Origin of the sequence: Amycolatopsis sp. lyj-84 (assembly GCF_046549075.1) — a bacterium.
GTDB lineage: Bacteria > Actinomycetota > Actinomycetes > Mycobacteriales > Pseudonocardiaceae > Amycolatopsis.
The window spans coordinates 951018-977176 of sequence record NZ_JAJPWO010000001.1 but is presented as its reverse complement, the minus strand read 5'-3'; the positions used below and the strand labels follow the sequence as shown (position 1 = coordinate 977176).

22 protein-coding genes and 1 pseudogene are annotated in these 26159 nt (G+C 69.0%); 13 read left to right on the top strand and 10 right to left on the bottom strand.

Annotation, left to right across the window (positions count from 1 at the left end; translation table 11 throughout):
• Nucleotide 1: 1 nt before the first annotated feature.
• The 4 genes from ACLJRM_RS04775 to ald all read right to left on the bottom strand — a co-directional run bounded on the left by ACLJRM_RS04775 (nt 2) and on the right by ald (nt 7535).
• The gene (locus ACLJRM_RS04775; protein ID WP_410662383.1) at nt 2-3667 is read right to left on the bottom strand and encodes an ABC transporter ATP-binding protein; all 3666 of its coding nucleotides are present in this window, start codon (nt 3665-3667) and stop codon (nt 2-4) included.
• A gap of 183 nt (nt 3668-3850) precedes the next feature.
• Entirely contained in the window at nt 3851-4735 is an 885-nt protein-coding gene (locus ACLJRM_RS04770) for an ABC transporter permease subunit (RefSeq protein ID WP_101610381.1), read from the bottom strand.
• Nucleotides 4735-5931: an ABC transporter ATP-binding protein gene (locus ACLJRM_RS04765; RefSeq protein WP_101610380.1), complete on the bottom strand. Its 1197-nt coding sequence runs from the start codon at nt 5929-5931 to the stop codon at nt 4735-4737. Before ACLJRM_RS04765 ends, ACLJRM_RS04770 begins: the two co-directional genes overlap by 1 nt.
• 488 nt (nt 5932-6419) lie before the next feature.
• Nucleotides 6420-7535: an alanine dehydrogenase gene (gene ald / locus ACLJRM_RS04760; RefSeq protein WP_101610379.1), complete on the bottom strand. Its 1116-nt coding sequence runs from the start codon at nt 7533-7535 to the stop codon at nt 6420-6422.
• A 166-nt stretch (nt 7536-7701) separates the two neighbouring features.
• On the opposite strand from ald, the gene ACLJRM_RS04755 reads away from it, so the two are divergent.
• From ACLJRM_RS04755 to ACLJRM_RS04745, 3 genes and pseudogenes are all read left to right on the top strand, one after another.
• Nucleotides 7702-8643: a zinc-binding dehydrogenase gene (locus tag ACLJRM_RS04755; protein WP_410662382.1), complete on the top strand. Its 942-nt coding sequence runs from the start codon at nt 7702-7704 to the stop codon at nt 8641-8643.
• Nucleotides 8643-9061, top strand: a pseudogene (locus ACLJRM_RS04750) (pyridoxamine 5'-phosphate oxidase family protein). The gene ACLJRM_RS04755 and the pseudogene ACLJRM_RS04750 overlap by 1 nt, the downstream one beginning before the upstream one ends.
• Nucleotides 9062-9178: 117 nt before the next feature.
• Nucleotides 9179-9406, top strand: a complete 228-nt coding sequence (locus ACLJRM_RS04745; RefSeq protein ID WP_007033850.1) for a hypothetical protein — start codon at nt 9179-9181, stop codon at nt 9404-9406.
• Between the two features lie 141 nt (nt 9407-9547).
• On the opposite strand, the gene ACLJRM_RS04740 is transcribed toward ACLJRM_RS04745, so the two are convergent.
• The 3 genes from ACLJRM_RS04740 to ACLJRM_RS04730 all read right to left on the bottom strand — a co-directional run bounded on the left by ACLJRM_RS04740 (nt 9548) and on the right by ACLJRM_RS04730 (nt 12033).
• Nucleotides 9548-11101 (bottom strand): PucR family transcriptional regulator, encoded by a 1554-nt coding sequence (locus ACLJRM_RS04740; protein ID WP_101610376.1) that lies wholly within the window; start codon nt 11099-11101, stop codon nt 9548-9550.
• A gap of 138 nt (nt 11102-11239) precedes the next feature.
• Complete coding sequence (locus ACLJRM_RS04735; protein ID WP_101610375.1) at nt 11240-11677, bottom strand: VOC family protein; 438 nt, start codon at nt 11675-11677, stop codon at nt 11240-11242.
• Nucleotides 11674-12033 (bottom strand): PadR family transcriptional regulator, encoded by a 360-nt coding sequence (locus ACLJRM_RS04730; RefSeq protein ID WP_410662381.1) that lies wholly within the window; start codon nt 12031-12033, stop codon nt 11674-11676. The genes ACLJRM_RS04735 and ACLJRM_RS04730 overlap by 4 nt, the downstream gene beginning before the upstream one ends.
• A 58-nt stretch (nt 12034-12091) precedes the next feature.
• On the opposite strand from ACLJRM_RS04730, the gene ACLJRM_RS04725 reads away from it, so the two are divergent.
• From ACLJRM_RS04725 to ACLJRM_RS04715, 3 genes are all read left to right on the top strand, one after another.
• Complete coding sequence (locus tag ACLJRM_RS04725) at nt 12092-12490, top strand: VOC family protein (protein ID WP_410600629.1); 399 nt, start codon at nt 12092-12094, stop codon at nt 12488-12490.
• A gap of 78 nt (nt 12491-12568) precedes the next feature.
• Nucleotides 12569-13870: a bifunctional o-acetylhomoserine/o-acetylserine sulfhydrylase gene (locus ACLJRM_RS04720; protein ID WP_101610372.1), complete on the top strand. Its 1302-nt coding sequence runs from the start codon at nt 12569-12571 to the stop codon at nt 13868-13870.
• Nucleotides 13867-14988 carry a homoserine O-acetyltransferase gene (locus tag ACLJRM_RS04715; protein ID WP_410662380.1) on the top strand — a complete coding sequence of 374 codons (1122 nt, stop codon included), beginning with the start codon at nt 13867-13869 and terminating at the stop codon, nt 14986-14988. Before ACLJRM_RS04720 ends, ACLJRM_RS04715 begins: the two co-directional genes overlap by 4 nt.
• Before the next feature lie 435 nt (nt 14989-15423).
• On the opposite strand, the gene ACLJRM_RS04710 is transcribed toward ACLJRM_RS04715, so the two are convergent.
• Together ACLJRM_RS04710 and ACLJRM_RS04705 are read right to left on the bottom strand one after the other, a co-directional pair.
• Nucleotides 15424-15921: a hypothetical protein gene (locus ACLJRM_RS04710; RefSeq protein ID WP_101610370.1), complete on the bottom strand. Its 498-nt coding sequence runs from the start codon at nt 15919-15921 to the stop codon at nt 15424-15426.
• Nucleotides 15922-15978: 57 nt separating this feature from the next.
• Complete coding sequence (locus ACLJRM_RS04705) at nt 15979-16569, bottom strand: TetR/AcrR family transcriptional regulator (RefSeq protein ID WP_167406015.1); 591 nt, start codon at nt 16567-16569, stop codon at nt 15979-15981.
• A gap of 151 nt (nt 16570-16720) precedes the next feature.
• Between ACLJRM_RS04705 and ACLJRM_RS04700 the strand changes: the two genes are divergently transcribed.
• The 7 genes from ACLJRM_RS04700 (at nt 16721) to ACLJRM_RS04670 (ending at nt 25125) form a co-directional block, all read left to right on the top strand.
• Nucleotides 16721-17530, top strand: a complete 810-nt coding sequence (locus tag ACLJRM_RS04700; RefSeq protein WP_101610369.1) for an SGNH/GDSL hydrolase family protein — start codon at nt 16721-16723, stop codon at nt 17528-17530.
• A gap of 161 nt (nt 17531-17691) precedes the next feature.
• A complete protein-coding gene (locus ACLJRM_RS04695; protein ID WP_410600631.1) occupies nt 17692-19305 on the top strand; it encodes a carboxyl transferase domain-containing protein in 1614 nt (537 codons plus the stop codon).
• Between the two features lie 2 nt (nt 19306-19307).
• Nucleotides 19308-21293 (top strand): biotin carboxylase N-terminal domain-containing protein, encoded by a 1986-nt coding sequence (locus tag ACLJRM_RS04690; RefSeq protein WP_410662379.1) that lies wholly within the window; start codon nt 19308-19310, stop codon nt 21291-21293.
• Nucleotides 21290-22444, top strand: a complete 1155-nt coding sequence (locus ACLJRM_RS04685; protein ID WP_410662378.1) for an acyl-CoA dehydrogenase family protein — start codon at nt 21290-21292, stop codon at nt 22442-22444. Before ACLJRM_RS04690 ends, ACLJRM_RS04685 begins: the two co-directional genes overlap by 4 nt.
• 51 nt (nt 22445-22495) lie before the next feature.
• Complete coding sequence (locus ACLJRM_RS04680) at nt 22496-23002, top strand: GNAT family N-acetyltransferase (protein ID WP_410662377.1); 507 nt, start codon at nt 22496-22498, stop codon at nt 23000-23002.
• 85 nt (nt 23003-23087) lie between these two features.
• Nucleotides 23088-23951: an SDR family oxidoreductase gene (locus tag ACLJRM_RS04675; RefSeq protein WP_101610364.1), complete on the top strand. Its 864-nt coding sequence runs from the start codon at nt 23088-23090 to the stop codon at nt 23949-23951.
• A gap of 118 nt (nt 23952-24069) precedes the next feature.
• The gene (locus ACLJRM_RS04670) at nt 24070-25125 is read left to right on the top strand and encodes an alpha/beta fold hydrolase (protein ID WP_410600636.1); all 1056 of its coding nucleotides are present in this window, start codon (nt 24070-24072) and stop codon (nt 25123-25125) included.
• Nucleotides 25126-25128: 3 nt separating this feature from the next.
• Here the strand turns inward: ACLJRM_RS04670 and ACLJRM_RS04665 are convergent, their stop codons facing one another.
• Complete coding sequence (locus tag ACLJRM_RS04665) at nt 25129-26121, bottom strand: MASE1 domain-containing protein (protein ID WP_410662376.1); 993 nt, start codon at nt 26119-26121, stop codon at nt 25129-25131.
• Between the last annotated feature and the right edge of the window lie 38 nt (nt 26122-26159).

Genomic DNA, 26159 nt, shown 5'->3' with positions numbered 1-26159 from the left:
CTCAGCCCAGGGCCCACAGGCGCGCGTAGTGGCCGCCCGCCGCGACCAGCTCCGGATGCGTGCCCTGCTCGACGATCCGGCCGTGGTCCAGGACGACGATCCGGTCCGCCTTGGCGGCGGTGGCGAGGCGGTGCGCGACCACGAACGTCGTACGGCGGCGCGCGAGTTGTTCGGTCGCGCGCAGGACGGCGGCTTCGGTGGACGGGTCGAGAGCCGCGGTCGCCTCGTCGAGCAGGAGGACGTCCGGGTCCACGAGTTCGGCGCGGGCGAGGGCGACGAGTTGCCGTTGTCCGGCCGAAAGCGACCGACCGCGTTCACCGACGGGCTGATGGAAACCGGCGGGGAGCGCGGCGACACCGTCGAGCGCGCCGACGGACCGGACCGCTTCCTCGACCTCCGCGTCCGTCGCGGAAGGCCTGCCGTAGCGCACATTGTCCGCGACGGTTCCCGAGAACAGATGCGCTTCCTGGGGTACCACGCCCATTCGCGTGCGCAGCGCGGCCAGGTCGTACTCGCGGATGTCGGTGCCGTCGATCCGGACCACGCCGCCCGTCGCGTCGTAGAACCGCGCGACGAGCTTCACGGCCGTCGATTTCCCGGCACCCGTCGCCCCGACCAGTGCGACGGTCTCGCCGGGCGAGACCTCCAGCGAAAGCTGCGTCAGGGCGGGCTCATCCGTTGCCGTGTAAGCGAAATCGACGTCCTTGAAAGAGACCTCGCCCCGCAGCCGCTCCGGGACCGCGACCGGTTTCTCCGCCTCCGGAACGGAAGTCGGCGTGCGCAGCAGATCGCCGATGCGTGACAGCCCGACCCGCGCCTGCTGGTAGCCGTCGAACACCGAAGAAAGTTGCTGGATCGGCGAGAAGAACTGGCCCAGGTACAAGAGGAACGCCACCAGTACACCGGCCGACAGCGTGCCCGCCGCGACCCGGTTCGCGCCGACGATCAGCACGACCACCTCCGCCAGCCCGGAAAGCATCGCGGCGAAAGGGAAGTAGGTCGCGACGAGGCGCTGGGCGCGCAGCCGCGAACGCCGGTACTCGTCGCTGCGGGAAGCGAACTTCTCCGCCGTGCGCTCTTCGCGCGTGTACGCCTGCGCGACCCGCAGCCCGTTCACGTTCTCCTGCATGTCCGCGTTGACGACGCTGACGCGTTCCCGCGCTTCGGTGTACGCCTTGGACGAGGCGCGGCGGAAGAACACCGTCGCCACGACGAGGATCGGCAGCACCGCGAGCGCGTACGCCGCCAGCCCGATGTCGGTGATCATCAGCGCCGCTGCGATCCCGACCAGCGTCAGCGCGCTCACCACGGCCTGTGCGACACCGGTTTGCAGGAATGTCGAGAGCGCGTCGACGTCGGTCGTCATCCGGGTCATGATCTTCCCGGACAGTTCGCGTTCGTAGAAGTCGAGTCCGAGTCGTTGGAGATGGGCGTAACTGCGCACGCGCAGCGAGTACAGCACCGTTTCGCCGACCCGCGCGGTCATCTTGGTCTGGAGGTAGATCACCAGCCAGTCCGCGAGGATCACCAGCGCGCCGATCCCGGCGGTCAGCCAGATCACCGCCTCCGCTCCGGCGCGCACCCCGTTGTCGATGCCTTGCTGGTACAGCGCGGGCATCGCGATGGTGGCCAGCGCGTCCGCCGCGACCAGCCCGATCACCACGGCGAGCGGACCGCGCACCGGTTTCAGCAGGCGGCCGAGGCGGAACCTCGGCTCGGGCGCGGTGACGTCGGTGCCAGGCAGCCGGGGGACGTCCGTGGCGGGCGGCAGTTTCCGGACGCCTTCGAGGAGCTCGCCGGTCGGCGGCAGGTCGACGTCCCACTCGCCGCCGGTGGCCTTGCGCTCGCCCGCCAGTTCGTCGGACTTGTCCTGCTCCGGCCACAGGGCGGGGGTGATTCCCGCGGGGCCGCAGTCGAGGCCCTCGCAGCGATGCGGTTCCTCGACGTCGTCACCAGGCCCCGCGACGAGCTCGCGGAACAGCGGGCAGCGCGCCAGCAGTTCTTCCTCGGTGCCGATGTCGACGACGCGGCCCTTGTCCAGGACGGCGATCCGGTCGGCGAGGGCGAGGGTGGAGCGGCGGTGCGCGATCAGCAGGGTCGTGCGGCTCGCGGTGACCGAGCGCAGGGTGTCGTGGATCGCCGCTTCGGTGACCGTGTCGATGGCGGAGGTCGCGTCGTCGAGGACCAGTACGCGCGGATCGGTCATCAGCGCCCTGGCGAGACCGAGCCGTTGCCGCTGCCCGCCCGACAACGTGAGGCCGCGCTCGCCGACGAGCGTTTCGTAGCCCTCGGGGAGGCGCTGGATGAACTCGTCCGCTTCCGCCGCCCGAGCGGCCGCGCGGATCTCCTCGTCGCTCGCGTCCGGCCTGCCGTAGGCGATGTTGTCGCGCACCGACGAGGAGAAGAGGAACGCCTCCTCGAAGACCACGCCGATCGTGCTGCGCAGGTCGTGCTGCCGGACGTCGCGGACGTCGAGGCCGCCGACCTGGACCGAACCGCTGTGCACGTCGTAGAACCGGGGCAGCAGCAGGGAGATCGTCGACTTGCCCGAACCGGCGGTGCCGACCAGCGCGAGTGTTTCGCCGGGAAGGGCTTCCAGAGTGAGGCCGTCGAGCACGGGATCCGACCGCGTGTAGCCGAACGAGACGTCGTCCAGCCGCACGCCGACGGGACCTTCGGGGAGCGGCCGCGCGTCCGGGCTGTCGACGACGTCCGGCTGCGCGTCGATCAGTTCGTTGACCCGTTCCGCGCCCGCCCTGGTCAGCTGGGCCTGGACGACGAGGCTCGAGATCATCCTCGCCGGCCCGATCAGGATGGAGAGGTAGGTCGCGAACGCCAGGAACGTGCCCAGGCTGACCTCGCCCTTCAACGCGAGGACGCCACCGACCGCCAGCACCGCGACCTGACCCGCCGCGGGCAGCGCCGCCGTCGTGGCCGTCGGCAATGCGGAAAGCCGCGCGGCGCGCATGCGTTCGGCGAAGAGCTTCTTCGCCGTCTTCTCCAGCTTCGCGACTTCGCGCGCCTCCTGGCCGAAGCCCTTCACGACGCGCACGCCGGTGACGGTCTCCTCGACCTGCTGCGCGACGTCGGCCGCGCGCTGCTGGGCCGCCCAGGTCGCGGGGAAGAGCCGCTTCCGGCTCACCGCCATGATGATCGCGATCGCCGGGGCGACCACCATCGCGATGAGGGTCAGCGTCGGCGACATCCACAGCATCGCGCCGAGGGACAACAGCGCGAAGATCACCGAACCCGCCGAGAGCGGCACCTGCATCAGGACCGACGTGACCAGCTGCAGATCCGAGATCGCGCGCGAGGCGACCTGCCCGGTGCGCAACGCGTCCTGCTTGCCGCCGTCGAGCCGGGAGACCGCGTTGAACACCTGGCGGCGCAGATCGTGCTGGACGTCGAGCGCCAGCCGCCCGCCGACGTACCGGCGGGCGAAGGCGTTGCCGAAGGTCAGCACCTGCAGCACCGCCATGACGGCGGCGAGCACGCCGAGACGGGAGGTGTCGCCCGCGACGGCGCCGTCGAGCGCCTCCCGGATCAGCAGCGGACCGGCGGCCTGCAGCCCGACGCCGATGATCGCCGCGCCCAGCGACAGGACGACGAGCCAAGGGTGTTTCCAGCACGAAGCGGCCAGGCGTCGGATCCAGCCTCCGGTGGACACCGGGGCCGTCTCACGTACCGGACTGGCTTGACGCGGGCGAGGTGGAGCAGTAGTCACCCCGCCAGCCTATGCGGCGCGACCGACAGGATCGGCCGGTTCTGGGGAGAGCCTGGTGACATGAAAGGCCCGTTACTTGCAAAATTTGCAAGTAACGGGCCTTTCATGTCGCGCTTTGGTGAAGACCTACGTGATGTCCTTCTTCTGGTTCACGGCCCAGCCGGCGAGGAAGAAGACCATCGTCCAGCCGAAGAAGATGAGCGCCGAGGCCCACCACGAGAAGGCGCCGGGGGCGCCGGCCGCGTACTGCAGCGCCCACGCCGTCTCGTCCTGCAGGCCGGGCACCTTCACGCCGGCGGCGCCGAAGGCCTCCGCGCCGATGGCGCCCACGATGCCGTTGACCGTGCCGTTCGGCAGGACCCCGCCGAGCCACGTGATGTCCCAGGCACCGAAGGACACGAACACCAGGACGTTCTCGACCACGAGCATCCAGATGGTCAGCGTGATGATGCTGCCGATCACGCTGCGCCAGACCGCGCCGACCCCGATGCCGAACAGGGTCGCCAGGATCGTCGCGAGGACACCGGCGCCGAGCACGCCCAGCCACTGGCCCGCCGTCGGCAGGCGCGCGCTGTCGACCGTGATCACGGTGCCGAGGCTCGCCGCGCCCACGATGATCACGCCGTAGATCGCGCCCCAGGCGACGTAGGTGATCATCTTCGCGCTCAACGCCGAAACCCGGTTCGGGGCGGTGAGGAACGTCGTGGTGATCGTCTTCTTCGTGTACTCGCCGGCGAGGGCGAAGACACCGAAGATGATCGGGATCATCGTGCCGATGTTGATGCCGTGCCCGAGGGCGAGCAGGCCGACGGGCAGTTCGCCGGTCGAGATGCCGAGCGCTTCGGTCAGTTCACGAGTGTCCGAGCGACCGAGGAAGTCGCTGAAGTCGTTCGTGACCATGCCCCAGAACAGGGCGAACGCGAAAGCGAAGACCACCGCGGGGATCATCAGCGCCCACCACGCCTTGAGCGTGAGCGTCTTGCGGAACTCCGCCTTGATCAGGTTGCCCATCAGCCCTGGCCTCCCCAGCCCTCGTTCTGGCCCTGCTGCTGCGCCTGCTGCTGAGGCGGCGCCTGCTGGTACTGCTGTTGCTGCGGCGGCTGACCCTGCTGCTGGAACTGCTGCTGCGGCGGTGCGAATCCGGGAGCCGGGGTGTTCGGCGGCGCGAAACCGGGCGGCGGCGTGTTCTGCGGCGCGTAGCCGGGCGGCGGCCCCTGATACCCGGGCGGCGGGCCCTGGTAACCCGGAGGCGGACCCTGGTAGCCCGGCGGCGGGCCCTGCTGGAAACCGGGCTGCGGCGCCGCGTACTGGCCCTGGGTCAGCTGGAAGAACATCCGCTCGAGATCCGCGGTCTCCTCCTGCATGCCGTAGACCGCGATGCTCGCCTTGGCGGAGATGTCACCGATCTGCTGCACCGTCGCACCGGAGACCGCGACCCGGCCGTCCGGCATCGGCGAGACCTGCGTGATGCCCGCTTCCTGCAGCGCGGCGACGAGGCCGTTCGCGTCGGCGGACTGCACCAGCACGCGGGACTGGTTGCTCTTGCGCAACTGGTCCAGCGAGCCGTTGTAGCGCGTCATGCCCTGGCTGATGATCACGACCTGGTCGATCGTCTGCTCCACCTCGTTCAGGAGGTGGCTCGAGACCAGCACCGTGCGCCCCTCACGCGCGTACGCGCGCAGGAAGTTCCGGAGCCAGAGGATGCCTTCGGGGTCGAGACCGTTCGTCGGCTCGTCCAGCACCAGCACCTGCGGGTTCCCCAGCAGCGCCGTCGCCAGCGCCAGCCGCTGCCGCATGCCGAGCGAGAACCCGCCCGCCTTGCGGTCCGCCGCCGACGACAGGCCGACCAGGCCCAGCACCTCGTCCACCCGCTGATCCGGCATCCCGATCGCCGCCGAGTACACGCGCAGGTGATTCCGCGCCGTGCGTCCCGGGTGGAAGCCCTCGTTCTCCAGCACCGAACCGACGACCCGTGCCGGATTGCCCAGCTGGTCGTGCGGGCGCCCGTTGATGGTCGCCGTGCCGTTCGTGGGCGTCACCAGCCCGAGCAGCATCCGGAGCGTCGTGGTCTTCCCGGCCCCGTTGGGTCCCAGGAACCCGGTCACCGAACCCGGCTCCACCGTGAAGCTCAGATTCTGGACCGCGTTGACCGCACCGAACTGCTTGCTCAAATTCTGCACCGCGATGCGGCCACTGCCGTCGTGCATACCGTCCCCTTTTGTTGACGAAGGCCGATCACGCGACATCCTGCCTCACCCGGTGAGTCCGCACCCGCGGAAGGGGTCAATCCGCCGAAAGCGACCTTCGTCACGTTCGGTGCGGTGACGACTCCGTCCCCCAGCGCACCCGCCGCTGGGCCGAATGGCCGCTGACTACCGGTTATGCGGTCCAGGGCGCGGAAATTCACCGACCGTTGGGGCGGTTCGTGAAGAAATATTTCCGAAGACTTGGCAACCCCATGCAGCGCGACGGCGACTTATTACCTACGATGTAGGAGGCGGCCCGCTCCCAATGACCCCCAGGTTGGTTGAGCGGGCCGCCGTTATGTCTGGGTCCCGAGGTTCTCCGAAGTACATGAAGGCCCCCTTCCTGTCGCTAGGCGCAAGGAAGGGGGCCTTCATGTACTTCGAAAAGGAGCGAGGGACCTTTGCACTGGGGTGACAAAGGTCCCTCGCGTGGGAGTGTGGCTTGGGGGTCAGGCCAGGACGGCGGCCAGATCCGTGGCGGGCAGGCCGTGCGCGGCCGCGACCGGGGCGTTCGTCAGGGCGCCCGCGTGCGTGTTGAGGCCCTTCGCGAGCGAAGCGTCCGCCTGCAGCGCCTTCTGCCAGCCGAACTCCGCCAGCTGGACGGCGTACGGCAGCGTCACGTTGGTCAGCCCATAGGTCGACGTGCGCGGGACGGCTCCCGGCATGTTCGCGACGCAGTAGAACACCGACTCGTGGACCTTGTAGGTCGGCTCGTCGTGCGTGGTCGGCCGCGAGTCGGCGAAGCAGCCGCCCTGGTCGATCGCGATGTCCACCAGCACACTGCCCGGGCGCATCCGCGAAACGAGGTCGTTCGAGACCAGCTTCGGCGCCTTCGCGCCGGGCACGAGCACCGCGCCGATGACCATGTCGGCCTCGAGCACGGACTGCTCGACCGACAGCGCGTTCGAGGTCACCGTGCGGATGCGGCCGCCGAAGTCGTTGTCGATCTGGCGGAGACGGTCGACGTTGGTGTCGAGGATCTCGACGTCCGAGCCGAGGCCGAGCGCGACCCGCGCCGCGTTGATCCCGGCGACACCGCCGCCGATCACGACCACGCGCGCCGGGTGGACACCGGGGATGCCGCCGGGCAGCACGCCGCGGCCACCGCTCGGCTTCATCAGCGAGAACGCGCCCACCTGCGGCGCCAGTCGTCCGGCGACCTCGGACATCGGCGCGAGCAGCGGCAGCGCGCGGTTCGGGGTCTGCACCGTCTCGTACGCGATCGCGGTGGTGCCTGCGGCCAGCAGCGCGTCGGTCAGCGGCCGGTCCGCGGCGATGTGCAGGTAGGTGAACAGCACCTGGTCGGCGCGCAGCCGCGGGTACTCCTCGGCGATCGGCTCCTTGACCTTGAGCACGAGTTCGCCCTCGGACCAGGTCTCTTCCGCCGTCGCGAGGATCTTCGCGCCCGCGGCGAGGTACTCCTCGTCGGTGATGGACGAGCCGAGGCCGGCGCCGGTTTCGACGAAGACGTCGTGGCCGCGCCCGGTCAGTTCGTGCACGCCCGCCGGGGTGAGCGCCACGCGGTACTCATGCCTCTTGATTTCACGGGGGACGGCGATACGCACGGGACTGCCTCCTGCGGCGGGTTCGAGAACAAAGGTGCTGCCACTCACGGTGAGCCACCCGGACGGCGGTGTCATCGTGCGCGCGGGACAAGGTTGAGCACCGATCATGGTTTTCCGGGAACAACCACTTGACCTCCAGTGAACTGGAGCTTGCACCTTGGGTCACATGAGAGCCGTGTGGTTGAGAGAGTTCGGCGGGCCCGAAGTGCTCGTCGCGGGTGACGCCCCGGATCCGGTGCCCGCAGCGGGCCAGGCCCTGGTCGAGGTGGCGTTCGCCAACATCACGTTCGTCGAGACCCAGTTCCGCGCCGGCGGAGGCGGGCCGTTCCGCGCCGAGTTGCCGATGATCCCGGGCAACGGCGTCGGCGGTGTGATCAGCGCCGTCGGTGAAGGAGTCGACCTCGGTCTGGTCGGGAAGCGGGTCGTGACCTCGACCGGGGGCTCCGGGGCGTACGCGCAGCGGGTCGCGGTCGCCGCCGATTCCGTCTTCGAGGTGCCGGACGGGCTGGCCCTCGACGCCGCGGTGGCGATCCTCGCCGACGGCCGCACGGCGACGGCGCTGGTGACCGCCGCGCGCGTCCGGCCGGGGGAGCGCGTGCTGGTCGAAGCCGCGGCGGGCGGGGTCGGTGGACTGGTCGTCCAGCTCGCGAAGGCCGCGGGGGCGGAGGTCGTCGGCGCGGCCGGTGGCCCGGCGAAGACCGAGCACGTCCGGGAACGCGGCGCCGATCTGGCGGTCGACTACCGCGAGCCGGACTGGGCGGCGAAGGCCGGCGAGGTCGACGTCGTGTTCGACGGTGTCGGCGGAGAGGTCGGGAAGACGTCGTTCGGACTGCTGAAGCCCGGCGGCCGGATGCTGATCTACGGGCTCTCGAGTGGTTCGTGGACCGAGGTGTCCGAAGAGGACGCGGCCGCGCGCGGGGTCACGGTGATCCGGGACATCGGCGGCCAGGCGGAGATGCGGGCGTTCACCGGGTCCGCGCTCGCCGAGGCCGCCGCCGGGCGGCTGGAACCCCTGATCGGTCAACGGTTCCCCCTCGAACGGGCGGTGGACGCGCACGCGGTGATGCAGTCGCGTGGCGCTCTCGGCAAGACGTTGCTCGAGGTCTGATGTTCGACGTCGACGCATTCCTCGCCGGTCCGCTGACCGCCAGGGTCGCCACGGCGGGGCCGACCGTGCGCCCGACCTGGTATCTCTGGGAGAACCGGGCCTTCTGGATCCTCACCGGACCGTGGGCGCGGCTGGCCGGACTCGTGCGCGAGTCACCGTCGATCGCGTTGACCGTCGACGTCTGCGATGTCGGCACCGGCCGGTACGGCAAGTTCTCGCGCGCGGCGAAGCGGAGGTGCTGCCGTTCGACGTCCCACGTGGACGGCGGCTGCTGAGCCGGTATCTCGGGGCCGACGAGTGCAAATGGGATGCGCGATTTCGTTCTTACCTGCACGATGATCCCGAGGTGAAAGGGACCGTCTGGGTCCGGATGGTGCCGAAGCGATTCGCCGCCGACGACCTCGGTTATCGGGTATGACGTACGGCCGCGTTCGCTGGGGGTGGGCGCGGCCGTGCAACCTGCGAAACGGTAAATGCAGCACGATCGAGTCAAGATGTTGATCTTACTGGCCGGTAAGCTGCCATTCTGTTGCGCATGACAAATCAGGACTGGCGGCGGGAGCGGCGTGTCCGCACCGTCGACACCGAAGGCAATCCGGCTGATGTCATCGTGGGTCTGGTCGAAACTCCCGGGCATGGCTACGAAGCCGCCCTGCGGGTCGACGGTGGCCCCGGTGTGCTTCTGCCGCTTTACCCCGGTGCGGATCTGCTCGCCGCGGTGCGGCAGACCATTGAGGACGGATATCGCGCCAGCGCGCACTAGCCGTCCGGATGTCAGGAAAGGGTCTTTCAAGACGACAGCGCTGATCAAAGCGCGTCCTGAAAGACCCTTTCATGACGTCTGCTCAAGATTTTGTCGCACTACAAAGTGTTCGTTAGTGAACGTTCTTTAGTCGAATGCCGATCAGCTCCAGCGCAGGGAAACGAGCTGCGTGATCAACGCCAGCCGGACGTCGGGGTCGTCGAGATCCAGCGGGACGAGATCGAGCAGCCGCCGCAGGCGATACCGCAGGGTGTTCGGATGAATTCGAAGTTCCTTCGCGGCCGCGCGCGGGTCGCCGGGATGCCTGAGCCACTGGTAGAGCGTGTCGACGTAGCCGCTCTCGTGGGCTTCGTCGTGCGCGCGCAACAAGCCGAGCGGGCCCAGTTCGGCGACCTTCGCCGTGCTGGCCGCGGTCGCTCCCCGGTGCAGCGAAAGCTCCTTCCACGCCTCGTCGAAGACCACGACGCGACCGGGTACGAGCTTCGCGCGCAGCAGGCCCAACGCCTCGTCGGCTTGGACGCGGGACGTCGCGAGTTCGCCGATTTCGCAGGCGGACCCCGCGGCCGCCCGCGGTGTCCCGCCCTTCCTCGACGCGGGCAGGGCTTCCAGCGCGGCCCGGAGTTCGCCCCAGCCGTCGCCGTCCGGGACGACGGCGTAGAGCACGCCGCCGAGTTCGGTGGCCACCGGCCGCCTGCCGACGCCCTGCGAGATCCGTTCGAGGAGGGCGAGCCGCAGCCCCTCGTCGTCGCGGCCGTCGCCGCCGGAAACCTCGATGACGACGACGCGATGCGGCTCCTCGGACAGGTCGAGTTCCGCGATCGCCTTGCGCGGGCTGGCCTTCCCTTCGAGCACGGCGCGCAGGAGCTCGGCCGAGACCCGGCGCTGGGAATCGGTGTGCGCGCGACGGCGCAGCAGGTGCAGGGCGACGACGGGCGCCGCGTCGGCGAAGGCGGCCGCGCGTTCGTCGGAGACCGGGCCCGCGACGACCGCCCACATCGACCCCAGCAGTTCACCGCCCATCCGGATCGGCACGATGAGCCGGGGCAGCGTGCCGTCGCGCTGCGCGGGCACGAAGATCGTTTGCCGCCCACGGGAAAGCTCGCGGAACACCCCTCGTGACCGGAATCGCGCGAGCACGTCGTCGGGGATGCGGCGGCCCATGATCGTGGACACGCGCGCCGAGTCGGTCAGATCCTGCCTCGCCGAGTAGGCGAGCACCCGCGAGTTGGTGTCCTCGATGGTCACGGGCGCGTCGACCACCGAAGCGACGGCGTCCGCGAGCCGGAACAGGTCACCGGACCCGGGTCCGCCACCGTCCTCCAGGGCGTCGGACTCGTCGGCCAGCGCGTCGAGGACGGTCCTGAGCAGCCAGACGAGCTGGGCCCACGATGTCGCCGGGCGCACTTCGATCAACGCGATGTCCGCCGTTTTCGCCGCCCGCTTGACCGAGGGTTTCGCCGCGAGCGGCGGTTTCAGCAGGACGGCGGCGGCGCCTTTGGCCGCGCTGTGCTTGACGAGTTCCGCGGCTTCGGACGTTTCGGTGATCGCGACGCCGAGGACGAGGTCCCCTGCGGCGAGGGTGTTGCCGGGTTCGGCGATGACGACGTCGCCGACGGCGGGGGACTCGTCGGGGACCTGAAGAGCGTGCAGCAGTGTCGGCCCGACCCGGTCGACGACACTGCGTACGGAAACCATGCCCTATTTTGCGCCCGCTGACGAAAACACGCCGAAGGGGCCGTCTCGAAGATCACTCACGCCGAGCGCCGAGGGTGCCCCTTCATCGCGCTGACGCGCTGCCCGAGGAGACGTCCGCCGGTCACCTGTCGCACCTACTCAGACCTCGGGTGGGGTCCTGGCGTCGATGTCCTCGGGAGTGAACCGCTCCCGTTTGGTCGTCAGCGCCCAGCGATGCCCGTCGGGATCGACGATCCGGCCGTAGCGTTCGCCGAAGAACATTTCCTCGACCGGCGCCTCCACCCGGGCACCCGCGAACACCGCGCGCCGGACGAGGTCGTCGGGATCGTCGGTCTCCAAGGTCAGCAGCATCGGCGTGCCGCCGAGGGTCGACGGCGCGAGGGCGTCCAGCGCCGGGATCTCCTGGCTCACCAGCAGCCGCGCGTCACCGACGGCGAGTTCCACGAACAGCACGACCCCGTCCGGCAGTACGTTGCGGAACAGTTCCACGGCGCCGAACACCTTGCCGTAGAAAGAGATCGACGTGTCGACGTGCTTGACGAACAGATGCGGCACCAGGCCGAGCGCCCGGCTCACGCCGACTCCGCGCGCTTCAGTAGTCCAGCCTGGCCCGCCACCGCGACGAGCCTGCTCAGAAACTCCGCCTCCCGGGCGGCGACTTCCCGGCCGTCGCGAGTCAGCCGGTAGTAGCGGCGGCGCGAGTCGTGCGGCTGGTCCTCGCTCGCGTCCGGAGCCTCTTCGACCAGGCCGTCGGCGACGAGCCGGGCCAGTGTCCGGTACAGCGTGCCGGGCCCGAGTTGAGCGGTCCCGCCGCTCAACTCGTCGACGAAACCCATGATCGCGTAGCCGTGCGCGCGGCCGCCTTTGCCGTTCGCGAGTGCCAGCAGGGTCTGGAACGCCGCGGGGGTGAGCTGCGGGTTGCCGTCGGCCATCCGGGAAGCATACACTCCGATATCGTTATATCCATGATGGATACAAAGGGAGCCGGGCATGCCGATTCAAGGTGTCCACAAGATCGTCGTCGGGGTACGGGATCAGGAACGGGCGAAGAAGTTCTGGTCCGAGGTCGTCGGCTTCGAGATCACCACTGACGTGCCGTACGACGACAAGGGGAACAGGTGGGTCGAGGTCACTTCCCCCGATCGTGTGACGGCACTGGTCCTGAGCACCGCCCCGGAGGACCTCGAACGCTTCGCGGTGCGGGACGAACTCCCGACGGCCAACTTCTTCTTTTACGCCGACGACATCGAAAAGACCTGCGAGGAGCTCACGGCGAAGGGCGTCGAGTTCCCGGCGCGTCCGGAGAAGCAGCCCTGGGGCTGGTGGGCGATGTTCACCGATTCGGAGGGCAACAGGTTCGCTCTTCAGGAGCGGAATCCCACCTCCTGAGAATGGTTGGGTGCTCCGTTCGGCGGAGCTAGCTTCGGTGACCACAGCCGAAACCCTTGAACCGCTAGGAGAATCGCGATGAGCGCGGACGGATGGTCGTTCGAGACCAAGCAGATCCACGCGGGTGCGGCGCCGGACACCGCCACCGGCGCGCGGGCGACCCCGATCTACCAGACCACCTCGTACGTGTTCCGTGACAGCCAGCACGGCGCCGATCTCTTCAGTCTCGCCGAGCCCGGCAACATCTACACGCGGATCAACAACCCCACGCAGGACGTCCTGGAGCAGCGGCTCGCCGCGCTCGAAGGCGGTGTCGCGGCGCTGGCGTTCGCCTCCGGGACCGCGGCGACGACGGCGGCCATCCTCAACCTCGCGAACGCGGGCGACCACTTCGTCTCCAGCCCGTCGCTCTACGGCGGTACCTACAACCTCTTCCACTACACGCTGCCGAAGCTGGGCATCGAGGTTTCGTTCGTCGAGGACCAGGACGACATCGAGCAGTGGAAGGCGGCGGTCCGGCCCAACACCAAGCTGTTCTTCGCCGAGACGCTGGCCAACCCCGGCAGCAACGTCCTCGACATCCGGAAGGTCGCCGACGCCGCGCACGACGCCGGTGTCCCGCTGGTCGTGGACAACACCGTGCCGACCCCGTACCTCGTCCGCCCGATCGAACACGGCGCCGACATCGTGGTCCACTCGGCGACCAAGTACCTCGGCGGTCACGGCACCACGGTCGCCGGTGTGCTGGTCGACGGCGGCACCTTCGACTTCGGCAAGGACCCGGCGCGGTTCCCCGGTTTCAACGAGGCCGACCCGAGCTACCACGGTCTCAAGTACTGGGAGGCGCTCGGCCCCGGCGCGTACGCCGCCAAGGCCCGCGTCCAGATCCTGCGCGACACCGGTGCCGCGATCGCGCCGCTGAACAGTTTCCTGATCCTGCAAGGGATCGAGACGCTGTCGCTGCGGCTGGAGCGGCACGTCTCCAACGCGCAGGCGCTGGCCGAATGGCTGGAACAGCGCGACGAGGTCGAAAAGGTGTACTACGCGGGCCTGCCGTCGAGCCCGTTCCACGAGGCCGCGAAGAAGTACCTGCCGAAGGGCGCCGGCGCGGTGCTTTCGTTCGACCTGCGGGGCGGTGTCGACGCCGGGCGGGCCTTTGTGGACGGTACGGAACTGCACAGCCAGCTGGTCAACATCGGCGACGTGCGCAGCCTGATCGTGCATCCCGCTTCGACGACGCACAGCCAGCTCACGCCCGAGGAGCAGGTCTCCAGCGGGGTGACGCCGGGCCTCGTGCGGCTCGCCGTCGGCCTGGAAGGGATCGAGGACCTCAAGGCCGACCTCGAGGCCGGATTCCGGGCGGCCAAGGCGGCTCTGTGACCCAGGCTCCGGATCTCCCTCCCGCCACCGGTGCGTGGCGGGAGGGGGATCCACCCGGCCGCCGCCGGTTCGTCACCGGTGTCCAGCCGCTCGAAACCGGGCCGGAGATCCCGTTCACCCTCGCCTACGAGACTTGGGGGACGCTGAATTCCGGCGCCTCCAACGCGATCCTGGTCGAGCACGCGCTCACCGGGGACAGCCACGCCGTCGGCCCGGCGGAGGACGGCCACGTCAGCCCGGGCTGGTGGGACGGCTTGATCGGTCCCGGCAAGGCCGTCGACACGGACGCCTTCTTCGTCGTGGTCCCGAACGTGCTCGGCGGCTGCCAGGGCTCGACCGGCCCGTCTTCGCCGCATCCGGACGGAAGTCCTTGGGGCAGCAGGTTTCCCGCCGTGACCGTCCGGGACCAGGTGGCCGCCGAGGCCGTCCTCGCCGACGCGCTGGGCATCGGCCGGTGGGCCGCGGTGCTCGGTGGTTCCATGGGCGGGATGCGCGCGCTGGAATGGGCGGTGAGCGAGCCGGACAGGGTCGCGTCGCTGCTCGTCCTCGCGTCGACGGCGCGGGCTTCGGCGGACCAGATCGCCTGGGCCGCGCCGCAACTGCACGCCATCCGGTCCGATCCGGGCTGGCGCGGCGGCGACTACCACGACGTCCCTGGTGGCGGCCCCCACGCAGGCCTCGGCATCGCCCGCCGGATCGCGCACGTCACCTATCGCAGCGAAGGCGAGCTGTCGCAACGGTTCGGCCGCCGCCATCAGGACGACGAGGACCCGTTGCGCGGCGGCCGGTTCGCCGTCGAGTCCTATTTGGACCATCACGCGGGGAAACTGTCCCGCCGGTTCGACGCCGGCAGCTACGTCGTGCTCACCGAATCGATGAACACCCACGACGTCGGCCGCGGGCGGGGCGGCGTCGAGAACGCGCTCGGCCGGATCACCGCGCGCACGGTCGCCGCGGGGGTGGACAGCGACCGGCTTTACCCGCTGTACCAGTCGCAGGCGATCGCGGACGGTGTCGCCGGGGCGGAGTTCGCCGTCATCGGCTCGCCCTACGGGCACGACTCGTTCCTGATCGAAACCGAGCAGATCGCCCGGCTGGTGAAGCTGCTTCTCGGCTAGGCACCTGGGTCACGAAGCTCATCTATTGAGGGGTGAGTCAACGGTGGCGTGTTCGTGGGCGAGGCTGGCGGTGGGATGAAGGTGTCCTTTGCCTCGTCCGGTGCCGAGTGGCCGTGTCGCGAAAGCCACTTTCGGGACATCAGACGTCGCGAAAGTGGCTTTCGCGACGTCCCGGGAGGCTGATGTGGCGCTCACGACCAACCCGACCCACACGGCCTGAACCTTCAGCCCCGGCCAGGAACAGGGCCACCCAGCACAACACCTGCCCCACGCCCGACGCCGAAAACGGCACGAGCACGCCACGTTTGCCCTTCTCCTCAATAGAACCCACATCGCCACTCACGACCCCGTCGCAAAGCGCGCATATAGGCATCAATCAGATATTTGGTCGCTTCAAAGTGTCCCGAGTGGACAGTCAACCGACCTGGCCGACGTCTAGTCCGCCACGGCGTCGGAGATCCAGGGCGCTACCGGCAGATCCCGGTCCAGGCATTCCGCCGACAGCCGGATCGTCCAGCGCAGCGCCTGCAGCACCAGGCTGTCGACCTCGTCCGGCGCGGCGTTGGCGAGCGCGATCTCGACCTGTTCCTGCGCGGCCTCGCTGTTGCCGTGCACCTCGGCCAGCAGGGTGCGCACGGCGGTCCGCACGGGAGGATCCGCCTGATCGATCGAGACCTCTTCACCGTCCTCGTCGAACACCTGCACCTTGACCGGCGCACTTCCTCCATCACCCAGTGTCGACACCATGGCGCTGCATTCGCCGAAGAGCATCATCACGAGCTCTTTGGTCTCTTCGGACCGGGCTTGCGGCTCGACGGCAGTCGGCGCGAGCTCGTCGAGCGCCTCGGCGTCCTCCCCGAGGCTGATCGCCACGAGCGCACGCTGCGCCTTTTCGACGAGCCTCCGCTCGTACTCGCTCCTGTCCGGCTCCACGTGCCTATCAAACACCAGAGGACGGAAAAGTGGGGATAGACCGAAACCCGGACGTGGTCACTTCGCGGCGTGCAGTGCACCCAGCGCGAGACGACAGAGCATTTCGGCCAGTTCGCTGTCACCGAGATGGCGGTTGTACGGCGTCGAGTTGATCAACCCGAAGACCGCGTGCGCCGCGGAGCGCGCCTGGCGCTCGCCGATCCCGGGGACGGCGTCGCTGATCGCGCGCACCCAGACCTCGACGTACTGACGCTGCATGGCGCGGACCTGTTTGCGGTCACTGTCGGTGAGATTGGCGAGATTCCGCTCCTGGACGGTGATCAACGCGGGATGCGCGAGCGCGAAGTCCACGTGAAAATTCACCAGTGCTTCGAGAACCTCACCCGGCTCGTCCCGCTGGCTCGCCCTGGCCGTCCCACCGTCGAGGAGGTAGCGGCTGATCGAGTTCAGCATCTCGCCGAGAATGGCGTCCTTGCTGCGGAAATGCCGGTACAGGGCCGGGCCGGAGATGCCGACCGCGGCGCCGATGTCATCGATGCCGACACCGTGGAAACCGTGGTGGGCGAAGAGCTCGGCGGCGGCGGCCATGATCTGTTCGCGCCTGTTCGCCTTCTCGCCGTTCACGAGTGGGGTGGGGTTCGCCGGCATCTGGCCATATTAAGGCCGCGTGTTAGCGAGCGCTAACACGCGGCCGTACTTCCAGCCTGGGCCAAGCGGGTTACCTGGGGAAATGACCCTTTTGTGTCGAGCTACCACCTGGTAATGCTGTGTCTCGTTAACTTGTCACGAAGGAGTGACCATGGCCGTCCCTGCTCGGATCAAAGCGCTTTCCTTCACTCGATCGGTTGCGGCCCTGGGGGTCGCTGTCCTTGCCACGTTCGGGCTCGCCGGTACCGCTCAAGCGGCGACCAACTACGTGGCGCTCGGTGACTCGTACTCGTCCGGCGTCGGTGCCGGCAGTTACGGGAACTCGGGCGACTGCATGCGCAGTGCCAACTCCTACCCCCAGCTGTGGGCCAACGCCCATGCCGGGACCTCGTTCAAGTTCGTCGCGTGCTCGGGGGCGCGCACCGGCGACGTGCTGAGCCAGGCCGCGAACGTCACCTCCAGCACCACGCTGGTCACGGTGTCGGTCGGCGGCAACGACGCCGGGTTCGCCGACGTCATGACCACCTGCACCACCGGCAGCGACCAGACCTGCATCAACCGGGTCAACACCGCGAAGAACTACGTCAACAACACGCTGCCGGGGCTGTTGAACAACGTCTACAGCACGATCAAGTCGAAGGCGCCCGGCGCGAAGCTGGTCGTCCTCGGGTACCCGCGCTTCTACACGGTGCCGGGTTCGTGCTCGGTGGGGCTGAGCGACACCAAGCGCTCCGCGATCAACTCGGGCTCCGACGCGCTGGCGTCGGTGCTCTCGGCCCGTGCCTCCGCGCACGGTGCGAAGTTCGTCGACGTGCGGGGTGCCTTCACCGGGCACAACATCTGCTCGTCGGCCAACGACTACCTGCACAGCCTCACCTGGCCGATCGTGAACTCGTACCACCCGACGGCCACCGGTCAGCGCGGTGGCTACTACAACCCGCTGGTCTCCGCGATCGGCTGACGTTTTGCGCGTGAAGGCCCCCTTCCCTCGGCTGGTCATCTAAAACCAGGGCCGCGGGAAGGGGGCCTTCACGCGCATACCGGGTGCGGTGGACAAGTGAGGTTAGTGGCCGTTAACCTACGAGGGCGAGTTAACGACGGCTAACTTGGCGACGAGGAGCCATGGACACACCCGTACTGAGCACTTCCGCCGACCCCGGCAGCGACGAATACGCCCGCAGCGTCACCTCCCACGCCGAACTGGTCGAGGATCTGCACAAGCGTCTCGACGCGGCCCGGCTCGGAGGCCCGGAGAAGTCCCGCACCCGGCACGTCGAACGGGGGAAACTCCTGCCGCGCGACCGGGTCGACACCCTCCTCGACCCGGGGTCGCCGTTCCTGGAACTGTCCCCGCTGGCCGCCACCGGACTGTACGACGACGAGGCGCCGTCGGCCGGGATCATCACCGGGATCGGGCGGGTCTCGGGCCGCGAATGCGTGATCGTCGCCAACGACGCCACGGTCAAGGGCGGCACCTACTACCCGATGACCGTCAAGAAGCACCTGCGCGCCCAAGAGGTCGCGCTGCACAACAACCTGCCGTGCGTCTACCTGGTGGACTCCGGCGGCGCGTTCCTGCCGAGGCAGGACGAGGTCTTCCCGGATCGTGAACACTTCGGCCGGATCTTCTTCAACCAGGCGACCATGTCCGCGCGCGGGATCCCGCAGATCGCGGCGGTGCTCGGCTCGTGCACCGCGGGTGGCGCGTACGTCCCGGCGATGAGCGACGAAGCGGTCATCGTGCGGAACCAGGGCACGATCTTCCTCGGCGGCCCGCCGCTGGTGAAGGCCGCGACCGGCGAGGTCGTCACGGCCGAGGAACTCGGCGGCGGCGACGTCCACTCGCGTCAGTCCGGCGTCACCGACCATCTGGCCGAGGACGACGCGGACGCCCTGCGCATCGTTCGCTCGATCGTGTCTACTTTGGGGCCGCGCGCGCCGCGCCCGTGGGACGTCCTCCCGACCGAGGCCCCGGTCGCCGACCCGAACGAGCTGTACGGCGTCGTCCCGACCGATCCGCGCGTGCCCTACGACGTCCGCGAGGTCATCGCGCGGATCGTCGACGGCAGCCGGTTCGGCGAGTTCAAGAAGGAGTACGGCTCGACGCTGGTCACCGGGTTCGCCCGGATCCACGGCCACCCCGTCGGCATCATCGCGAACAACGGCGTGCTGTTCGCCGAGTCCGCGATGAAGGGCGCGCACTTCATCGAGCTGTGCGACAAACGCTCGATCCCGCTGCTGTTCCTGCAGAACATCACCGGTTTCATGGTCGGCAAGGCCTACGAGGCGGGCGGCATCGCCAAGCACGGCGCGAAGATGGTCACCGCGGTGGCCTGCGCGCGGGTGCCGAAGCTGACCGTCGTCATCGGCGGCTCGTTCGGCGCGGGCAACTATTCGATGTGCGGCCGCGCGTACTCGCCCCGGTTCCTGTGGATGTGGCCGAACGCGCGGATCTCGGTGATGGGCGGTGAGCAGGCGGCGTCGGTGCTTTCGACCGTCCGCCGTGACGCCATCGAGTCCCGCGGCGGCGAATGGTCCACGGAGGACGAAGAGGCCTTCAAGGACCCGATCCGCGAGCAGTACGAGGCGCAGGGCAGCCCCTACTACTCGACGGCGCGGCTGTGGGACGACGGCGTGATCGACCCGGCGGACACCCGCACGGTGCTCGGCCTCGCGCTGTCCGCGACGGCCAACGCGCCCTTGTCCGATGTCAACTACGGCGTTTTCCGGATGTGAGCATGTTCGACACGGTTCTGGTCGCCAACCGCGGGGAGATCGCCGTCCGCGTGATCCGTTCACTGCGGGGTCTCGGCATCCGTTCGGTCGCGGTGTACAGCGACGCCGACGCCGATGCCAAGCACGTCCGCGAGGCACACACCGCGGTCCGCATCGGCGCGGGCGAAGCGGCGAAAAGCTATCTGTCCATCCCGGCGATCGTCCAGGCGGCGCTCGACACGGGCGCGCAGGCGGTGCACCCCGGCTACGGTTTCCTCGCGGAAAACGCGGAGTTCGCCCGTGCTTGCGCGAAAGCCGGGCTGGTCTTCATCGGCCCGCCGGTCGAGGCCATCGACGCCATGGGCGACAAGATCCGCGCCAAGGCGACGGTGTCCAAGGCGGGCGTCCCGGTCGTGCCGGGTGCGTCCGATGTGGACATTCCCGAGGGCGGTTTCACCGCCGCCGCGGAGAAGGTCGGCTACCCCCTGCTGATCAAGCCGTCCGCCGGTGGTGGCGGCAAGGGCATGCGGCTGGTGAACGCGACGTCCGAACTGGACGCCGCCGTGGAGTCCGCTCGCCGTGAGGCCAAGGGTTCCTTCGGTGACGACACCCTGCTGATCGAGCGGTTCGTCACCACGCCGCGCCACATCGAGATCCAGGTGCTCGCCGACACCCACGGCAACGTGATCCACCTCGGCGAGCGCGAGTGCAGCCTGCAGCGGCGGCACCAGAAGATCATCGAAGAAGCCCCGTCGGTCCTGCTGGACGAGGCGACGCGCGCGAAGATGGGCGCGTCCGCTGTCGAGGCCGCCCGGTCTGTCGGCTACGTCGGCGCGGGAACGGTCGAGTTCATCGTGTCGGCCAAGGCACCCGACGAGTTCTTCTTCATGGAGATGAACACGCGGCTGCAGGTCGAGCATCCGGTGACCGAGCTGGTGACCGGGCTCGATCTCGTCGAATGGCAGGTCAAGATCGCCGCGGGCGACGTGCTCACCGTGTCGCAGGACGACGTCCGGCTGGACGGCCACGCCATCGAAGCCCGCGTCTACGCAGAGGATCCCGCTCGAGGTTTCATTCCCACCGGCGGGACCGTGCTCGCGGTCCACGAACCGTCCGGTGAGGGCGTGCGCGTCGACTCGTGGATGAGCGAGGGCGCGGTCATCGGCTCGAACTACGACCCGATGCTGGCCAAGGTCATCGCCTGGGGACCGGACCGCGCGGCCGCGCTGCACCGGCTCGATCTGGCGCTCGCCGACACCGCACTGCTCGGCCTCGGCACGAACGTCGCGTTCCTGCGCGGGCTCCTCGCCGACGGCGACGTCCGCGACGGCAAGCTCGACACCGGCCTCGTCGACCGGCAACTGTCCACTTTGGTCTCCGAAGAGGTGCCGCCGGAGTTCTTCGTGGCCGCCGCGCTCGACAGGCTGCTTTCCTTGCAGCCGCAGGGATCGGTCATCGATCCCTGGGACGTTCCCGACGGCTGGCGGCTCGGCGCGTCCGGCGGGATCGACTTCACTTTGAAGTCGGGAAGTTCCGAAGCCGTCGTCCGGGTGCAGGGCACCCCGGCGAACGCGCTCGTCAGCGTCGACGGCGCCGAGGCCGTGCGGGTCTCCGCGCGGCGCGAGGGCGACCTGCTGGAAGTCCGGCACCCCACCGGTTTCCACCGCTACCGGCACGCCGCCGGCCGCGGGAAGACCGTCTGGCTCGCGCGGGACGGCCACAGCTTCGCGATCGGTGAGCGGGAAAGGCTGCGGGCGGCCGCCGGTGCCGCGGGCGGCGCCGGACCGGTCACCAGCCCGATGCCCGGCACCGTGCTCGTGGTCAAGGTCGCCGCGGGCGACGTCGTGAGCGCGGGAACGCCGCTCGTGGTCGTCGAGGCGATGAAGATGGAGCACACGATCACCGCGCCGATCGACGGCGTGGTCAGCGAACTCCCCGTCCGGGCAGGCCAACAGGTCGCGCTGGACGAAACGGTAGCCGTTGTGACACCCCAAAAGGATGGCCAATGATCGACTTTCGGCTGGATGACGAGTACGAGGCGCTGCGCAAGACGGTCGAGGAATTCGCGCGCTCCGAGGTCGCCCCGGTCATCGGCGACCTGTACGAACGGGAGGAGTTCCCGTACGAGATCGTCGCGAAGATGGCCGAGATGGGCCTGTTCGGGCTGCCCTTCCCCGAGGAGTACGGCGGCATGGGCGGCGACTACTTCGCGCTGTGCCTGACGCTGGAAGAACTGGCGCGCGTCGACTCGTCGGTCGCGATCACCGTCGAGGCCGGGGTCTCGCTGGGCGCCATGCCGATCTACCGGTTCGGCACCCGGGAACAGAAGGAAAAGTGGCTCCCGGAGCTGTGCGCCGGCACCGCGCTCGGCGCTTTCGGGCTCACCGAACCCGGTGGCGGCTCGGACGCGGGCGCCACCCGCACGCGCGCGAAACTCGACGGCGACACCTGGGTGATCAACGGCAGCAAGTCGTTCATCACCAACTCCGGCACCGACATCACGAAACTGGTCACGGTCACCGCCGTCACCGACGTGAAGGAGAACGGGCGCAAGGAGATCTCGGCGATCATCGTCCCGTCCGGCACCCCGGGCTTCGCGGTGGCGCCGAAGTACTCCAAGGTCGGCTGGAACTGCTCGGACACCCACGAGCTCTCGTTCGACGACGTCCGCGTCCCGGCCGAGAACCTCGTCGGCGAACGCGGCCGCGGGTACGCCCAGTTCCTGTCCATTTTGGACGAAGGCCGGGTCGCGATCGCCGCGCTGAGCGTCGGGCTCGCGCAGGGCTGTGTCGACGAATGCCTGCGGTACGTCAAGGAGCGCGAGGCGTTCGGGCACAAGATCGGCGAGTACCAGGCGATCCAGTTCAAGGTCGCCGACATGGAGGTGCGCACGCACACCGCGCGGCTGGCGTACTACGCGGCGGCGTCGAAGATGCTGCGCGGTGAGCCGTTCAAGAAGGAGGCGTCGATCGCGAAGCTCGTCGCGTCGAACGCCGCCATGGACAACGCGCGCGAGGCGACGCAGATCTTCGGCGGGTACGGCTTCATGAACGAGTTCCCGGTGAGCAGGTTCTACCGGGACGCGAAGATCCTGGAGATCGGTGAAGGGACCTCGGAGGTGCAGCGGATGCTGATCGCGCGGCACCTCGGCGTCGCCTGACGATCCCTGACACCAGCCACGCGCGTCCTCACGATGTTGTAGAACGGAAGGATGAACGATTTCATCATCCGGCAGGGTGGTTCTGGGGACTTCCCAGCGTTGCTGGACATGTTCGACGAGGCCGTCGCGTGGCTGGTCGGACGGGGCAGTGAGGGCCAGTGGGGGACCGAGCCGTGGTCCACGATCCCGAAGCGGATCGAACGGGTGCGCGGGATCGCCGACGGGCCAGGCCTGCACATCGCCGAGGTCGGCGGCGAAGCGGCCGGGGCGATCGTCCTCGGTGACCGGTTCCCGCACGTCCCGCCGGTCGACGAACCCGAGATCTACGTCGGCCTGCTGCTGACCTCGCGCCGGTTCGCCGGTCACCGGGTCGGCTCGCGGCTCGTCGAGTTCGCGCTGGCCGAGGCGCGGGAGCGCGGGACCGGCCTGGTGCGGGTCGACTGCTGGGCCGGTGGCGACGGTGACCTGCAGCGTTACTACGAGAGCCAAGGTTTCAAGCCGACCGAGCGCTTCGACGTCAACGGCTGGATCGGCCAGGTCTTCGAGCAGCGTCCCTAGGTCTGGCTTCTTCGCGGCTTCGGGTGCACCATAGTTGACACATTGCCAACAGTGCCCCGGACAGCGGAGTCGCAGAGGAGCCCCCATGGCCAAGCGTGAACGTTCCCTCGCAGGCAAGGTCGTCGTGATCACCGGAGCGGCGCAGGGCATCGGGGCGAGTACCGCGAAGGCGCTGGCCGGGCTCGGCGCCAAGGTGGTCATCGGTGACCTGGACCAGGTCCTCGCGGAGAAGACCGCGGCCGGGCTGGGCGCGGAGGCGCTGCCGCTCGACGTCACCGACACGAAGGGCTTCACCGAGTTCCTCGACGAGGTCGAGCGGCGCGTCGGCCCGATCGACGTGCTGATCAACAACGCGGGCATCATGCCGCTCGCGCCGCTCGACGAAGAGGACGACGCGGCCACCCGGCGGCTGCTCGAGATCAACCTGCACGCCGTCATCCACGGCACCCGGGAAGCGGTCAAGCGCATGCGCCCGCGTGGCACCGGCCACATCGTCAACATCGCTTCGATGGCCGGTAAGGCCGGATTCCCCGGCGCCGCCACCTACTGCGCCACGAAACACGCCGTCGTCGGTTTGTCGGAATCGGTGCATCTGGAACTGCACGGAACGGGTGTGCTGGTCTCGTGCGTGATGCCCGCCGTGGTGCGCACGGAGCTGGCCAGCGGGCTCGGCGAGGCGAAGTTCTTCAAATCGGTCCAGCCGGAAGATGTGGCGTACGCCATTGTCGATGCCTTGCGACGTCCCAAATTCGACGTCTTCGTTCCCGCATCGCTGGACGCCATGGGCAGGATCACACGACTGCTCCCGCGCCGCTTCGGCGAAGGGCTGCTCCGTGCCCTGGGTGGCGACAAGATTTTGTCCTCCGCAACGCATTCCAGTGCTCGCGCGGAGTACGAATCGCGTGCCGCGAGGAGTGCCCCGGCGGCCGAAAAGGGTGCCGGTTCTTAGCTCGGACGGCCTAACAACCGTCCGAAGTGGACGGCTTGGGGCGGCGACGGTGTTGAGTCGTGCGCCCGTACGCGGCAAGATTGCCCATTACCGCGTTCATCCCTCCAGGAGGCACCTCATGGCAACACCCCCGGCACGGCTCGCCGCCGCCGCGTCGAACGTCGTCGGGAAGGTGCTGAACGGTGGTGTCGCCGATCTCCGCCCGGTGCCGCGGGTCCTGATCGACCAGGGCCCCAACCGTTCGGTGTACCGGCTGACGAACGGCAAGGCCCCGGCGTCCGGCCCGCCCGTGTTGCTGGTGCCGCCGCTCGCCGCGCCCGCGCTGTGCTTCGACCTGCGGCGCGGCTGCAGCCTCGCCGAGCACTTGGTCGACGAAGGCCGCAACACCTACCTGGTCGATTACGGCAACGTCGCGTTCTCCGACCGGCGCCTGGGCATCGAGCACTGGATCGACGAGGTCCTCCCGCGCGCGATCCGCAAGGTCAGCGAGGACGCCGGCGGCCAGCCCGTCCACGTCATCGCCTGGTGCCTCGGCGGGATCTTCTCCTTGCTGACCGCGGCCGACCAGCCCGACCTGCCGATCGAGTCGATCGCGACCATCGCGTCGCCGTTCGACTTCACCGCGATCCCGCTGATCGCCCCGTTCCGCCCGCTGGTGGACCTCACCGGCGGCCACCTGCTGACCCCGATCTACCGCGTGCTCGGCGGCGCACCGTCCTATTTGGTCAGCCGGGTCTTCCGCGCGACCGGGATCAGCAAGGAGATCACCAAGCCGCTGGCCATCCTGAAGAATCTCGATGACCGGGACTACCTGGCGCAGATCGAGGCCGTCGACCACTTCATGGACAACATGATCGCCTACCCCGGGCGCACGTTCGGCCAGATCTACCACCGGTTCTTCCGCGCCAACGACCTCGCCGAGGGCACCGTCGACCTCAACGGCCGCATCATCGCGCTGTCCGGCGTCAAGGTGCCGACCCTGGTCATCGCCGGGCAGAACGACACGATCGCCCCTCGCGCGGCCGTCGAACGGCTCACCGGCCTCCTGGACAACTCGCCTTCGGTGACCTTCAAGACCGCGCCAGGCGGGCACCTGGGCGTCCTCACCGGCCGGAAGGCCCGCGGGACCACGTGGCGCTATCTCGACCGCTTCCTCGACGAACAGGCCGGCTGAACCTCAGTCGGCGAGGTCTTCGCTCCTGCGCTGGTTCATGGCGCTGCGCAACGACTGGCGTGGCGCGATCATATCGACCATCTCGGTGATCTGGAGCCAGGCTTCGGTGATCTCGGCGGTCGCGCGGTCGCGTTGCAGGACGATCGTGGACAGCACCAGCGCCGTCATCCCGACAGTGGCGTCGAAGGCCTGTACGTGCAGCATGCGGGGGACGAGCGCGTACGAACCGTAGGGGCCGAGCCCGCGCACGGCGGCGAAGATCGTGAGAGTGCAGACGCACAAGGAGCACAGCATCGCCCCTGCCTGCCGGAAACGCAGCGCGGCCCAGACGAGCACCGGGAAGACCAGGAACAGCTTGGCCGGGGTGGTGGACGAGAGGAGCGCCGTGCCGGTGCCCACGATCGCCAACGCGATCGCTTCGCCCCAGCGCGCCGGGGAGACTCGTGTCGGCAGCCGGAACCTCGGCACCAGGAGCAACAGGGGAGTGACCGTCAGGACGCCCATCGCGTCGCCGGTCCACCACACGAGCGCCGTGGACCAGAAGTCCCCGGAGACCAGCGCGCCGTCGAGGACCAGCACGCCGGTGCCCAGCACGGCGCTGACGGCCGTGCCTCCGATCGCCCCGATCGTCACCAGGAGGACGGCATCGGGAAGCCGGTCGAGCTGGGTGCGGAAACCCAGCCGCCGCATCACCGCGTAGGCCAGCATCGGGCCGATCGTGTTGCCCGCCGAGATCGCGATGACGGTGGCGAGTGAAGGCCCGATGGCGATGTTCGTCAGGAGGGCGCCGAGGAAGATCCCCGGCCAGAACCGCGGCCCCAGCAACATCGGCACCGCCAGCGCGACCCCGGCCGCCGGCCACAGCGGTGAGATCTGCTCCCGCACGATCGCCCACTGGATGCCGATCTGGCCGGTCGCGAAGTAGCAGATCGTGACGCCGAGGACGATGAGGCACCACTGTGCGGCAGGGGGGAACTGTCGAGCGGCGAGTCTCATCGCGACTCCGGCCTTGGCGGGCGGGGAAGGTACGAGAG